This is a genomic window from Buttiauxella cochleicola (genome assembly GCF_021282435.1).
GTDB classification, from domain to species: Bacteria; Pseudomonadota; Gammaproteobacteria; order Enterobacterales; family Enterobacteriaceae; genus Buttiauxella; species Buttiauxella massiliensis.
Genome location: NZ_JAJSOT010000005.1, coordinates 1 through 12861 on the forward strand (window position 1 = coordinate 1; position 12861 = coordinate 12861).

The 12861-nt window shown below is 48.6% G+C and carries 13 protein-coding genes, 1 rRNA gene and 4 pseudogenes; 3 read left to right on the top strand and 15 right to left on the bottom strand.

Going from position 1 to position 12861, the window contains the following annotated elements:
• A 16S ribosomal RNA gene (locus LVQ77_RS12720) occupies positions 1–215 on the bottom strand; the annotation flags it as partial.
• A gap of 1096 nt (positions 216–1311) precedes the next feature.
• Here LVQ77_RS12720 and LVQ77_RS12725 point away from each other — a divergent pair.
• Both LVQ77_RS12725 and LVQ77_RS12730 read left to right on the top strand, forming a co-directional pair.
• Positions 1312–2433: pseudogene (locus LVQ77_RS12725) on the top strand (IS3 family transposase).
• A gap of 85 nt (positions 2434–2518) precedes the next feature.
• Positions 2519–3618, top strand: a protein-coding gene (locus tag LVQ77_RS12730) for an IS3 family transposase (RefSeq protein ID WP_232867052.1) whose coding sequence is annotated in 2 segments (ribosomal slippage) — positions 2519–2780 and positions 2780–3618 — 1101 coding nt in all. Because the reading frame shifts where the segments join, the coding sequence is not laid out codon by codon here.
• 84 nt (positions 3619–3702) lie between these two features.
• Here the strand turns inward: LVQ77_RS12730 and LVQ77_RS12735 are convergent.
• From LVQ77_RS12735 to LVQ77_RS12750, 4 genes and pseudogenes are all read right to left on the bottom strand, one after another.
• Positions 3703–4494, bottom strand: a pseudogene (locus LVQ77_RS12735) (tyrosine-type recombinase/integrase); the annotation flags it as partial.
• 374 nt (positions 4495–4868) lie between these two features.
• Positions 4869–5519 (bottom strand): annotated as a pseudogene (locus tag LVQ77_RS12740) (nucleotidyl transferase AbiEii/AbiGii toxin family protein); the annotation flags it as partial.
• A 367-nt stretch (positions 5520–5886) separates the two neighbouring features.
• Positions 5887–6369, bottom strand: a complete 483-nt coding sequence (locus LVQ77_RS12745; protein ID WP_232904594.1) for a hypothetical protein — start codon at positions 6367–6369, stop codon at positions 5887–5889.
• Complete coding sequence (locus tag LVQ77_RS12750) at positions 6350–6520, bottom strand: hypothetical protein (RefSeq protein WP_232904595.1); 171 nt, start codon at positions 6518–6520, stop codon at positions 6350–6352. Before LVQ77_RS12750 ends, LVQ77_RS12745 begins: the two co-directional genes overlap by 20 nt.
• A gap of 605 nt (positions 6521–7125) precedes the next feature.
• On the opposite strand from LVQ77_RS12750, the gene LVQ77_RS12755 reads away from it, so the two are divergent.
• Positions 7126–7653 (top strand): hypothetical protein, encoded by a 528-nt coding sequence (locus LVQ77_RS12755; RefSeq protein WP_232904596.1) that lies wholly within the window; start codon positions 7126–7128, stop codon positions 7651–7653.
• Between the two features lie 70 nt (positions 7654–7723).
• On the opposite strand, the gene LVQ77_RS12760 is transcribed toward LVQ77_RS12755, so the two are convergent.
• From LVQ77_RS12760 to LVQ77_RS12805, 10 genes and pseudogenes are all read right to left on the bottom strand, one after another.
• Positions 7724–8077: a DUF6088 family protein gene (locus LVQ77_RS12760; RefSeq protein ID WP_232904597.1), complete on the bottom strand. Its 354-nt coding sequence runs from the start codon at positions 8075–8077 to the stop codon at positions 7724–7726.
• A 51-nt stretch (positions 8078–8128) separates the two neighbouring features.
• Positions 8129–8974, bottom strand: a complete 846-nt coding sequence (locus LVQ77_RS12765; protein WP_232904598.1) for a DUF4942 domain-containing protein — start codon at positions 8972–8974, stop codon at positions 8129–8131.
• Positions 8975–9119: 145 nt separating this feature from the next.
• Positions 9120–9611: pseudogene (locus tag LVQ77_RS12770) on the bottom strand (DUF5983 family protein).
• Positions 9608–9994, bottom strand: a complete 387-nt coding sequence (locus LVQ77_RS12775) for a TA system toxin CbtA family protein (RefSeq protein ID WP_232904599.1) — start codon at positions 9992–9994, stop codon at positions 9608–9610. The pseudogene LVQ77_RS12770 and the gene LVQ77_RS12775 overlap by 4 nt, the downstream one beginning before the upstream one ends.
• 63 nt (positions 9995–10057) lie before the next feature.
• Entirely contained in the window at positions 10058–10417 is a 360-nt protein-coding gene (locus LVQ77_RS12780; RefSeq protein WP_232904600.1) for a type IV toxin-antitoxin system YeeU family antitoxin, read from the bottom strand.
• 31 nt (positions 10418–10448) lie between these two features.
• On the bottom strand, positions 10449–10670 hold the full coding sequence (locus LVQ77_RS12785) for a DUF987 family protein (RefSeq protein ID WP_232904601.1): 222 nt from the start codon (positions 10668–10670) through the stop codon (positions 10449–10451).
• An 8-nt stretch (positions 10671–10678) separates the two neighbouring features.
• The gene (gene radC / locus LVQ77_RS12790; RefSeq protein WP_232904602.1) at positions 10679–11149 is read right to left on the bottom strand and encodes a RadC family protein; all 471 of its coding nucleotides are present in this window, start codon (positions 11147–11149) and stop codon (positions 10679–10681) included.
• Positions 11150–11158: 9 nt separating this feature from the next.
• Positions 11159–11623: an antirestriction protein gene (locus LVQ77_RS12795; RefSeq protein ID WP_232904603.1), complete on the bottom strand. Its 465-nt coding sequence runs from the start codon at positions 11621–11623 to the stop codon at positions 11159–11161.
• 80 nt (positions 11624–11703) lie between these two features.
• On the bottom strand, positions 11704–11934 hold the full coding sequence (locus LVQ77_RS12800) for a DUF905 domain-containing protein (RefSeq protein ID WP_232904604.1): 231 nt from the start codon (positions 11932–11934) through the stop codon (positions 11704–11706).
• 19 nt (positions 11935–11953) lie between these two features.
• Positions 11954–12787: a DUF932 domain-containing protein gene (locus LVQ77_RS12805; RefSeq protein WP_232904605.1), complete on the bottom strand. Its 834-nt coding sequence runs from the start codon at positions 12785–12787 to the stop codon at positions 11954–11956.
• Between the last annotated feature and the right edge of the window lie 74 nt (positions 12788–12861).

Sequence of the window (12861 nt, forward strand, 5' to 3'; positions counted from 1 at the left end):
GAGGCCCGAAGGTCCCCCTCTTTGGTCCGAAGACGTTATGCGGTATTAGCTACCGTTTCCAGTAGTTATCCCCCTCCATCAGGCAGTTTCCCAGACATTACTCACCCGTCCGCCGCTCGTCACCCAGGAGCAAGCTCCCTGTGCTACCGCTCGACTTGCATGTGTTAGGCCTGCCGCCAGCGTTCAATCTGAGCCATGATCAAACTCTTCAATTAAAAGCTTGATTTGCTTCAACTCGTGAAGCGGTGCTCAAAAATTAACTTTCGTAATAATTCAACTAAATGAATTACTGCTTGGTCACTCTTCAAGACTTGATATTTTTTTGATACCCGAAGGTATCTGAGATATCAATCCTGCGAGTGCCCACACAGATTGTCTGATAAATTGTTAAAGAGCAGTGAGTTGCGCGCTTTCGCTTGCTAACTCGAGGTGGCGTATATTACGCTTTCCTCTTTCAGAGTCAACCCTTAATTTCAGGATATTTGACTCTCATCGCCGCGTTACTCTGTGATGTTGTTCACATGTTCCGTGTCGATGGAGGCGCATTATAGGGAGTTCTCCTGAGGCTGCAACCCTAAATATGCAGTAATTTGACTGACTGCTGCAATCCCCAGCAAAAGCCCGCTTTATACGCAGTTGTGCACAAAGTTATCCACAAAACTGATCGACTCTCCTTGATAAACCCACCTCGAAGTTAGTAATACGATCATCAGCAACACCAGAAACGCCCCATGAAGACGCATTTTTCTGCCTCACCGTTCATTTATATCCTTCGCGAAGCCAAGGTTCGCGTTCCTAACCGCGAGATCTGCCTTAAACATGCCATCTCCTGTTCTTCCGTCTATATATAGAAGGCGTAAGAAGTTTGGCGACATGGGCAGATTGGCTTTTGATGGCGGCAACATCGTGCGTGAATGTATCCGGTCTTTCTCAAGTGAACGGTTGTTACTGCCGAGCCACGATGAACCCCGCACGCATCGTTCCTTTATAAGTACACTTCGGGCTTTCGGTACTACCTGCTTTCGGCCTGCCTCGATTCGCAGCTGTGTTATCAGCTTAAACACCGCAAACATGTAAAACGTATGCGAATCGGTTTAGCTATATAAATGTACGCTGCACGATGATGTCTTTGTCGACCTGTTCGTGAACTGCGTGATGGGTGCCTGGCGCGTAATAAAGAAGGAAATCGTTAAGCTCGGAGATTTACGCGGGGAACTAAGCTTGGGTGTTGTGGAATTTATGACCTGCTCCCCGTTGATTAGTACACCCCGATGTTAGTAATGTCTTCATCTGCAACGTGAGGACATCCCCATGAAGAAGCGTTTTTCCGACCAACAGATCATCAGTATTCTCCGCGAGGCTGAAGCCGGGGTATCTGCCCGTGAGCTCTGCCGCAAGCACGCCATTTCCGATGCCACGTTTTACACATGGCGTAAGAAGTATGGCGGTATGGAAGTGCCTGAGGTTAAGCGCCTGAAGTCGCTTGAAGAAGAGAACGCCCGACTCAAGAAGCTGCTCGCCGAAGCCATGCTCGATAAGGAGGCGCTTCAGGTGGCTCTTGGGCGAAAGTACTGACGACAGACCAGAAGCGGGAAGCCGTGGAGTTGATGTGTGGAGCGACCGGTCTGTCGCAACGTCGTGCCTGCAGGCTGACAGGTTTGTCCCTGTCGACCTGCTGCTATGAAGCGCAGCGTCCGGCGTCGGATGCGCATTTATCAGGGGGCATCACTGAACTGGCGCTTGAACGCAGGCGTTTTTGGTTACCGGCGCATCTGGCAGTTACTGCGTCGGGAGGGCGTTCACGTCAATCACAAGCGGGTATACCGCATTTACCACCTTAACGGCCTGAGCGTAAAACGCAGACGACGTCGTAAAGGGCTGGCGACCGAGTGGTTTCCCCTTCTGCGCCCAGATGGGCCGAACCTGACTTGGTCGATGGATTTCGTCATGGACGCACTGGCCACCGGTCGCAGGATCAAGTGTCTGACCTGCGTGGATGATTTCACGAAAGAGTGCCTGACGATTACCGTCGCTTTCGGGATTTCAGGCGTGCAGGTCACGCGTATTCTGGACAGCATTGCACTGTTTCGCGGCTATCCGGCGACGATAAGAACCGATCAGGGGCCGGAATTTACCTGCCGCGCATAGGATCAATGGGCCTTTGAGCATGGCGTGGAGCTGCGACTTATCCAGCCGGGCAAGCCGACCCAGAACGGATTTATTGAGAGTTTTAACGGACGCTTTCGCGATGAATGCCTCAATGAGCACTGGTTCAGCGATATTGTTCACGCCAGGAAAATCATTAATAACTGGCGACAAAATTATAACGAGTGCTGTCCTCATTCATCGCTGAATTACCAGACTCCAGCTGAATTTGCAGCTGGCTGGCGAAACGGGAAATATGAAGAAAAACCAACCGACATTACTAACTGAAGGTTGTGATCTCCCCCCTGTAAACCGTACCAGTCTAAACTGAAGTATCCGGTCTTTCTTTCATCTCACAGAGAGGCACATCGCCATGAAAAAGACCCGTTATACCGAAGAACAGATTGCATTTGCGCTGAAACAGGCCGAAACCGGCACCAGAGTGGAGGAAGTGTGCAGAAAGATGGGCATTTCTGAAGCCACTTTTTACAACTGGAAGAAAAAATTTGGCGGGATGGGCGTGACGGAACTGCGTCGTCTGCGGCAACTGGAGGATGAAAACCAACGACTCCGTCGTCTGGTGGCAGACCTCAGTCTGGACAAGGAAATGCTCCAGGATGTCATTCGAAAAAAGTTCTGAGGCCCGTCCAGAAGCGGGAAGCGGTGACTTACCTACTGGACGCATATCGTATTGGTCTGCGCCGTGGTTGCCGTTTGATGATGCAGAGTCGCACGGTATACAACTATTGCAGCTGCCGTGATGACAGGGCCCTGACTCACCGGATAAGAGAGATTGCTGAGGCGCGTGTCCGCTATGGCTGTCAGCGTATTCATATTCTTTTGCGCCGTGAAGGCTGGTTAGTAAACCATAAGAAAACTCACCGAATATATTGTCTGGAAGGACTGAATCTACGGACAAAACGCCCCCGTCGGCATGTTACTGCCAGGCACCGACACGTCCGTCCGGAAGTCAGCGCTGTAGATCAGTGCTGGAGCATGGATTTTGTTGCTGATAATCTGTTCAACGGACGTCGGATCCGTGCCCTGACTGTAGTGGATAATTTTAGTCGTGAATGCCTGGCGATAGAGGTTAGTCAGGGGCTGCGGGGAGAGGATGTAGTTGCCGTTATGGAGCGCCTGAAGCGAATGAAGCAGCGGGTGCCACACCGGTTGCAGACGGATAATGGCAGCGAATTTATCTCTAAATCGCTGGACAGATGGGCGTATGAAAATAAGGTGACGATGGACTTCTCGCGGCCGGGAAAACCCACAGACAATGCACTGGTCGAGTCATTCAACGGCAGTCTGCGTGATGAATGTCTGAATGTTCACTGGTTCCTGTCACTGGAAGATGCTCAGGAGAAGATCGAGTGCTGGCGACAGGAATATAACCAGCAAAGACCACATTCATCGTTAAATAATCAGACTCCGGAGGAATTTATCCGAAGTCTGCAAAAAGGCCGGAATCACTGATTTAACCTGGCATCGATATTGGGAAGGGATCAATAACCCGGAAATCTCAAAAAGTGCGTGGAACTAAAACGGGTGTGCTTACACACGCTCTCCGGGAATCGTCCACATAGCCGTTTCAAAATCCACTTCTGTCCAGCGAGCAAAACGTAACTCGCTCGAACGGATGAAAACTAGTAACGTCAAATCCACAGCTAGCCGCGTTAATGGTCTGCCGGTGTAGTTATCAATACGATGGAGTAACTCAGGAATGCGGTTGAGATCTAGCGCAGCGCGATGCTTTCGTTTAGCTGTTGCGATCGCACCAGCGATCTCTTGTGCAGGATTGTAATCAATTAAGCCGTTCTGTACCGCAAAGCGCATTATTGCCGTTGTCCGCTGTTGAAGACGCGCAGCTACTTCAAGACGTCCTGACTTCTCCACGGCTTTAATTGGAACCAGTAAATCGCGAGTACCAATATCTACTATATTTCGCTTCCCTACTGCGGCAAATAAATTGTCTTCCAGACTTTTCAACACTCGAGCACTGTGCGATGGAGACCACTTTTGATTGCTGGCATGCCAGTCTCTGGCGACCACTTCAAAAGTTATCGCCTCTTGCTCTTGTTCTACCTTAACAGCTTTCTTATTCTCACTGGGATCGACTCCATTAGTTAAATGCTTGCGGGCTTCTTCACGTCGTACCCTGGCATCAGCCAATGACACTTCAGGATATTTCCCCAATGCCAGCATCTTTTCTTTCCCGCCGAAGCGATAACGCAGCCGCCAATATTTAGAACCGTTCGGGTGAACCAGCAACACCATGCCGTCACCATCAGTCAGCTTATAAGCTTTTGCTTCCGGCTTAGCAGTACGAACCTTCACATCACTCAGAGCCATATTGAGTATCCTTTCAAGGGTTCTGTGTGGGTACAAACATTATCGAACCGGGATATACCCACATTTGTACCCGCATCAGTAAGTTGATGTAGATTGAATCAGGTTGACTTATGTTGACTGAAAAAGCGAGAGGAGCCTTGCGGGGACTGGATTTTAGGCATAAAAAAAGACCTCAGTTGAGGTCTATTTACATACATATGGTGCGAAGGCCGGACTCGCACATAACGATTAATCCTTTGATTTAAAAGAAATAAAAAATAACATTTATATAATATACCAACATCGATACCAACACATTAAATCGTTGATTTTGGGACTCGAATCGGGGCAGGCCCTACCTAAAAAGATACTAACAATCGAGCATGTCTCTGTTGCTATGCATCAACCACATCCAATACCGTTTTGCGAAAACAGGCATAGGCCTCTTCCCATGAAACGTGGCTTTCACCGAATACCATTAGTGTGACAAATTGATGATAGCGTTCCTTATAAACAGGATTGCTCATGAGTTCTTCCAGCCCCATTTTTAGTTCTTCGACAGGCGACTCGCAGAATTCAGGATACTGAGCACCGTAACGTTCAATATCCTGTTCAATGAATTACTGCACGAATTGCTTCAAAACAGTAACGTCAGCACCTTTTTCTCTAACAATACAAAAATTATCGTAGATATGACGTACCAGTGATTAATCCATTGCACGTTCCACATCACGCATACTTGCAGCTGTTCTGCGCATCATCGAGATCAGTTTTTCAGCCTGCGTGCTGCCGATGGTTGCGCAAGAGAAAGCCCTCACTGCTTCGCCCTTCTTTGTTAGATTCATTACCAAGGAGCTAATAGCACGGTTTTCCGCAGCCTCAGGCAAATCCGTTTCCATCAGTTCCAGTTTGATAAATGGCCTTAAGCAGGGAACTTGTGCGTATTCCTGCGAGTAACGCACCGGAATTTCATTATAACGGTATTCATCACGAGTAACCTTTGGATACTCTTCATCCATGCGAAACGTACCTGAAGCGGCAATCGTTGCGAAATTACATCTGACTTGACTGCCCGTTCGCATTTTACTTGACCATCGTTCGCAAATTACCTGTGCATATCCAGCAAAATTATCATTGTTCCCCCGAGGAACCTGGCCACAAGAGCGGACATCGTAAATAGCCAAATATATTGATCACTTGGTGGCGACTCAGAATCGCTAAAAGTACACTTAAAATTGGCGCGGGTCGCTGGGAGGAGGCCGCAGTTGAAGCCAACCAGGTAACGGCGGGAACTGGCCGAGCTCAACCGGCAACCCAAGTGGGGGCAAGCGAGGGTATTCGCCTTCTAAAGGAAAATAAACGTTGGTGTAGAAGCAGAGCCCTTGGCGGCTCTGCTGTCACTTTAAGACAGTGTTACTCTGGGCTATCTAGTGTTGAGCGGACAAACCTACGCAGTGGTTTTATCTGATCGGGATTCTTGAATCCCTTCTCACCAAACATGACGTCGTGCGTAATCATGGTTTCTATCACGGCTTTCTCATAGCGCATTTGATCGATAATCATTCCCTGAAAGGTAACAATTACTAGCGGATCAACATCACTGTTGCTCTGCAATCTCATATGATAGAGGCCGGTGTATTCAGGAGATGAGCCAGGTACGGAATTTGAATCTTTGGCCAAGGGATAACGTGCAGTGTAACCGTGTATATTAGGATCGTAAATCTCAATGTAACCTTGAGTTTCCATCAAGATTTGGAGATCAACTAAATCATCATCATAGGATTCTTGTACTTCCGCATCGAATCCGAACGTCTCACTTGAAGATGCAAATTTATTCGCGAGTTCTACTTTGCCGAAGTAGATCTTCTTAGATGCATTACCAGATTGTGTGCCCAACAAACTTCCCTTCTTCGGCTAAATCCTTCTCACGAAGAGCACGAAGCTGGGCCTTACGTTCATCCCTGGAACCGGTTAACTGAACGCTACCTGCTTTACGTGCTTGATTCAGAGTATGGACGATCTGTTTTGGGGATGGAGTGTGTTTCATAGAGAACCTCCGTTAATCTACATCATCAGTATAAACCTTAAGCACAGAGAAGGGCTATAGGACTGTCAAAAAACTTTGACAGTCCATATCATCAGTATTAGTGGCCACTGGAGTTTTGCGAGGGGCATTTATATATTGCACACCACTCATATTTCGATGTCAGACACTCATATTTATTGTGCCAGGCTTCTGATATCTCAGATGAACTCTGCCTGGTACGATCATTACGAAATAATTTCTGCGCTTCGGTCACAGGACACTGAGAAAGAAGCAGAATTTCTCGCCATTGATCTCTGCAAAAGCCGTCTTCGCCTTCTGGAGGCTATCCGTTCAAGCCGACGTAGCCTGTGGGCAAGCGGTATCACTATATCCTAACCAAGTGGAGAGTTTTCACTTCAAAGTGTAATTCTCAGGGACCGAATGACTATATTTCGCTCAAAGCCGACCTCCAGTGCCCTGCATTTGTCCACACTGTGCCAGGAGCGGACGTTGGCTTGATGCGTCATTTTCTGTGATGCTCGCCAAGAGTAGCGGAGCTATAAAAAAACACTCTAGTCGGTATAATCTCTTTCATGTTTTTCTTTTCGGTATCTAACACCATGAGCATGTCAGCATTACAACCGCAGATAGTTAAAGCAATGAAACCAAAACATGGAAAGGATTGGATGTTAGTCCGTGGAGACACGGTTTTCGTCCGCTTTTTAGCTAAAAATGATGATGGTAATTCTTTTGAAGTGCAGACACCAACGAGGCCCGAAGAGAGAATTCGCATAGGGGGTGATTTAACTATCGGATACAAGCTGCCAGTAAACCAGAAGCTCCTTTTTTCGGTCGCTGAGACGTTAGCCCAAGAAAATCATCTTCAACCTGAGAATAAAGTAGACCGATTTCAGAATAATTGCATCTCCATGTTTTCCATTACTATAGATCACGGCAAAACTATACAAGATGAGGTCAACGAGGAATGGGTCACTCGCTTCTTTGAGCTCTTCGATGCTCATGGGATTTCAACGAATATTGTCGAACCTGGCATGGTCGATATTTATTCTGACCTATGTGTTGAGGATGGCGAAGACGTTTGTCTGAATGATGGTATGTACATGCGCCCGAACGGGACAATTTACGAACGTTAATAATTTAGGTGCGAAAGCATAAATCAATTCCCGGTTGATAGCCGGGATATCACTTAACCATTTCCGACAATTAGTCCAAGTAGCTCCACTTCTTCAGGCGACTTTTCGTATTCATGACCACTCTATGATTTAGTTCGCCGCCACGCTCTGGACTTATTTCCTCTACTTTCAGACGATCTAACGCTTCAATCACTACCGCAGCGGAACCTCCGGGAGCAGCAGGCATCAACTTACCGGTAATCGCATTTTGCCGCGCTTTGGTGTAGTCGCCATAGCCTACTTTCAGCAATAGCCCTTCCTTCACCAGCTCATACAGTGCTCTGCCAATTTGGTCGTAGCCAGCAAGATCTTTGAAATCGTCACGAGTGAAAACATAACGCTTTGAGCGTTTCAGTCGTGACTGAATACGAGCTTTTGTAGTCATGTTATCCTCCTTTGGTCATTTCTTCATCATAGCAAACATACGACACTTAACTTATCTTGTAGCGAGTATTCCCGGATAGTGTTTCGCAATAATGTCATTCATTCGGTCAATCAACTCTGGGCGCTTAAACGTGATATGCGCACTTCCCTTCTGAAAATAGCGGATAGAAAAATACGCATCGTCGAAAATTTTCGGGGTACTTTGCTGGGTAATGTGTTCACTCAGTCTGACCGTCACATCGTGGCGGTTTTCCGGAATGGGTTTTCCATCTAACAGAAACAACATACGTTCAAGGTCAGCCAGTTGATCCCGCCGCCATCCCCAGTTGAGCCGAAAACCCCAGCGGTTGTGATCCACCAAGCTATTGACGATGATCTTTTTGCCGAACTGACACGGGTTGTTGGATTTGTAGTCCCAGCTCAATCCTTTGAACACATTGATGATGCCACGTTCAAACACATCTGCTTTGCTACTATGCAGTTGTTCAAAGGTACTGAGAATATTGGCTTCGCTGATCTCAGGAATATCGTCACCTTCAAGATTATTATCCCACTGCTTACGCCCCTGAGCGTCCATCAGTGCCAGCATCCCCGATTTTTGCATCAGGTCACGCCAGATGCTGCGATCAAGATTGCGGGTTATCGTACTCATTGCGGTTTTCACATTTTCCATGAGCCAACAGCCACAACGAAACTCTTGACGCATCGCCCAGTCACGGGCTGTTTTACCTCCAATACTGCTGGTCAGCGTAGAGATCGCATCAAGTTGCTGGATCAGTTCCTCAATCTGTTTCAGTGCGGCATTGCGGCTCGTTACGGTGCGTTCAATGCTGGTTGAACTGATGATATCGGTATGGTCTGTTAAAACATCCGCTTCTACGCAGTGTTGTTCTGACATGATTTTCTTTCCTTTGTATACAAATGCAAAGCGCCAGCCGAATGAGGGCTGGCGCTTATGCGTATTGTGTTGTCTGGTTGTGGGATGTTGCCTGTGGTCAGTAGAGGTTTTTTGTTCCGGTTGGTTGATAACGAGGTGATACGCGCTACCCGTCAAAGGTGGCAAAGCCCGGGAGAATGTCGCCAAAGGCATCAAAGTGGATAGTGGTCATCGCATAGCGACGCATCAGGGTGACGATAAGCCGCCGACAGTCCTTTGATAATCCCAGTCGCCTGAGACGTAATACTGGAAACATCCACGCATTAAGGCGGATCAGGTAGCCCGAGCCCGTGTAGTGCACCCATTCCGCGTCACCGTAAGCCTGGCACTGTTGCGAAAGTGCATGCAGAAGCTAGTTATCCTCATCAGTGATATGTGCTGTACTGCACTGAATACCGTTAGCTCTGGCGGTAGGTGGCAAAGGAACTTCGACCATGATTTCACCAGGTGTACTGGCAATGCGAAGTGTGTGACCATTGTCGTTGATCACATTAATCAGGTCATCAATTTCAACCCCATCCATTTCAACAGCAATTTTCCCCATATTGAGGGCCAGAACGTTAATACTATCGGCTTCAACATTCATTGATATTTTCAATGGTGTTGCTCCAGCCGACTCACTTTGCCACGTGTAATATCACTCACAGCTTTATAACCACTGCGCTTCATCAGACCGGTGGCTTGTCTGGCGCGGAGGATATCGATTGGGGTGATAAACGGTGACTGCTCCATGATGTTAAAACCAGGCCGGTCAGTGCGCAACAGCTCATATTTCCCCACAAGGAAGTTTACCGCATCGCTGAGGGATATTCCGGCGTCAATATGCTCGCGGATGGTGGTTTCATTGCTGAACGGGGTATCACTGAGTGTGAGTCCATAGTGCTGCTCGAGCAGATGCGTCAGCAGCTGTTGCCATATTTCGACAGGTGACGGGCAGGACTGTGCCGCCCTTTGCGGGGTTGCTAAAGGTACAGTTTGCATGGGTTGGGTTCTCTTCAGATTAACGATGTTACGTAATGGGTATTGCGAAGAAGGTCGTGCGGGTTATTTCGGGCTTGTCGGGTAAATGGTGAGATAGAGATAACCATGGCTGCCCAGGGTATCGGCTTCGCAGGTCAGGCCATTGTAGTGCAATGTAACGCAATGCTGACTGCGGGGATTGACCTCACCTGAGTGCAGCCTGAGTTCAAGCTCTTTGAGCATCAATGGAAACGCCTGGTCAAGCCGCAGTGCCTCATCCTCACTGAAGGCACCGTTAAAGCCAGCACGATCAGCCAGAAAATGTAGACGGTTGCCTTCCTGCACCAGACGCGCACCAAAACTGGGGGTTACTTCGCGATTTAATCCCCATTGCAGGCATGGGGTGTTCTCCGGTGATGTACCGGATGAAGCGACAGATTTCATTTAAGTGTTCCTTAATGACTGAGAGATGTGATTAATTCAGAGTTACGCTGCGAAAAATGGCATATGGGCCTGCCCGGTCCTGACGATGCTCATCAAAAACAGCGAGTACGCCGCTGATATCCTGAACTTCACGTCCGTAGTAATGGCAGACACTACCATGCCACCGGTAATGACCTGTACAGAAGGCAGATAGCCTGGATTCGGGATGCTGACGATAAATATGCATCGCCTGACGTTTACTGATGATTTTCATTCTTCACCTCACAACCAGCCACATTCAGCAAAAGACACCACTTCGTTCCCAACAACGAGATGATCCAACACTCGCACTTCTACCAGTGCCAGGGCTTTTACGATCCGCTGAGTGATATGTTTGTCCTGCTGGCTGATTTCTGTCGTACCGGACGGATGGTTGTGCGCCAGAATGACCGCAGCGGCGTTGTGCTTAAGGGCAGATTTAACCACTTCTCGGGGATGCACCTCTGTATGGCTGAGCGTGCCGGTAAACAGTGTTTCTCGTTCCAGCAGGCAGTGTTGATTATCGAGATACATCACGATAAAGACCTCACGCTCCTGGTGAGCCATCTGTAATTGCACCCAGCTTTTAGCAAAGCTGGTGGCGGTAAATGTCTCACTCGGTTGACGTTGATACTTCTCAAGCAGGCGCAGCGCACGACGAATAATGCGCTGCTCATTAACCGGAAAGACAGGGGATAACATCAGTTCAGACATGCTCAATCCTTAATCAACAATCCGCATAATGGCAGCACATTCCGGATGATGCAGCGCGTAATCCCGCAGACGGTAATAGTGCTCCGTCATGGCATCATTCTCTGTTCGGCAGGCATGGTGACTGTATGCCAGCAGACAAACGGTGATACCCGCTGCTTCACTGCTCATTTCCGCGCTGTTGCCGTTGAGTGGATTGCACAGAGACCAGAGTGTTTCATCGTCGGGTGCCATAAACGCTCCGCCATTACTGAGCGTGTAGAAATTCCAGATACCGCCACTGTAGTCAGCGCACATCCGGTCAAGCCAGGCAAAGATGCGTGGTTCCAGCAAGATCCATTGTGGAATGGTGCCGAAGTGCTGCGGCCAGAAACTGGCGCGGTATTCATCTGGCACGAGAATGGCCGAAATAGTTGCCGGGTTAACCGTCCGGGATAAAGTGGACGTATCAGTCGTAGGCGTTGTTGAGGTCTTCATGGTAAACAGCTCCGGATATAAAAAAGCCAACCGGTAAGGGCTGGCGGGAATGGTGAGTGGTTAAGTGCACTGATAAAGAATCACAGATTGCGGATACCATGGCTGGCGATATAGCGATTCAGCATGTCTCCGGCCTCAGGTTCAAAATTCCATGCCCGCCAGATCATTTCGCCGTTGTGACGTACTACCAGGCGAAAATGGGTGCCCTGGTCATCTTCAATCGCGACATTCTGATACTGTCTGGCGATGGCTTCGGCCTGCTCGCGTGTGAATGAGCCGGAAGGAAGCAGTGCGAATTCTTCAATGCTCACAGATTAAGTTCTCCCTTCTTCACTGCGTGTGTGGGTGATCGAGAAATTCCAGCATATTTTCTGCCATTACCCACAAAGCCCGGTTGAGCTTCACATCCCCGTCGATACCCTTTACTGCCCGGGTATGGCTACGCCCGCCTTTGGCATTCCTCCCGGCAAGCCCACCTTTGATTAAATTCTCCTGAATACGCTGATAAACGGTCCATAAGTCATCGCTGTAGTCCTCATAGCGACGTGGTGTCAGCAACTGTGATACCGTGACTGGCTGATGCTCTTCACCAAAGCGATAACGAAGTGCAGCATTCGCCATTGCCTGGCGAGCGGGTGCGGATAGTGTCAGGGACTCCATTGCATCCCGTTTCTCCTCCACTCGGTCAAAAATGCCCAGCACTTCATAAGCACCCTCAATAACGTTTTCCACCACATTTCCCCGGTGCGGTACTTTTACTTCGCCAAATGACTGTCCGCAAATCAAACCGTTCTGACAAACCGATCTGAATAGACCCGGCAACATCTGGTAAGAACTGGAGCCATCATGGCTGTTAAGCAGAATGATTTCCGGCACCTGTTTGCCGGTGATTTGCCCTTCGCGGCGCAGGCGCAGCATATGTTTGGTGTGCTCTCGCTTGCTCGGGTCACGCACACGGGTCTGGCAGGCAAAGAAAGGCTGGAAGCCTTCACGCTGCAGGTTTTCGAGTACGGTAATGGTCGGTATCCACGTATAGCGTTCACTGCGGGATTCATGCTTTTCTTCGCTGAAGACACTCGGTACATTATGCGCCAGTTCATCGCGGGTTAACGGACGGTCGCGGCGTATGAGGTTCACCGCACCAAAGCGGCTGGCTAATCGCATGGTTAATTCCTTTTCTGAATGAATCGGTATAAAAAGAAAAGGCCACATTCCCGAAGGAACATGGCCTTTAACAT

What these genes read in the sequence shown, in the direction of transcription:
- LVQ77_RS12760 (WP_232904597.1), bottom strand. Translation starts at nt 8,077, where the DNA reads ATGACTACAAAAGCTCGTATTCAGTCACGACTGAAACGCTCAAAGCGT.
- LVQ77_RS12785 (WP_232904601.1), bottom strand. Translation starts at nt 10,670, where the DNA reads ATGAAAATCATCAGTAAACGTCAGGCGATGCATATTTATCGTCAGCAT.
- LVQ77_RS12805 (WP_232904605.1), bottom strand. Translation starts at nt 12,787, where the DNA reads ATGCGATTAGCCAGCCGCTTTGGTGCGGTGAACCTCATACGCCGCGAC.
- LVQ77_RS12755 (WP_232904596.1), top strand. Translation starts at nt 7,126, where the DNA reads ATGTCAGCATTACAACCGCAGATAGTTAAAGCAATGAAACCAAAACAT.
- LVQ77_RS12765 (WP_232904598.1), bottom strand. Translation starts at nt 8,974, where the DNA reads ATGTCAGAACAACACTGCGTAGAAGCGGATGTTTTAACAGACCATACC.
- radC (WP_232904602.1), bottom strand. Translation starts at nt 11,149, where the DNA reads ATGTCTGAACTGATGTTATCCCCTGTCTTTCCGGTTAATGAGCAGCGC.
- LVQ77_RS12775 (WP_232904599.1), bottom strand. Translation starts at nt 9,994, where the DNA reads ATGCAAACTGTACCTTTAGCAACCCCGCAAAGGGCGGCACAGTCCTGC.
- LVQ77_RS12750 (WP_232904595.1), bottom strand. Translation starts at nt 6,520, where the DNA reads ATGAAACACACTCCATCCCCAAAACAGATCGTCCATACTCTGAATCAA.
- LVQ77_RS12780 (WP_232904600.1), bottom strand. Translation starts at nt 10,417, where the DNA reads ATGAAATCTGTCGCTTCATCCGGTACATCACCGGAGAACACCCCATGC.
- LVQ77_RS12795 (WP_232904603.1), bottom strand. Translation starts at nt 11,623, where the DNA reads ATGAAGACCTCAACAACGCCTACGACTGATACGTCCACTTTATCCCGG.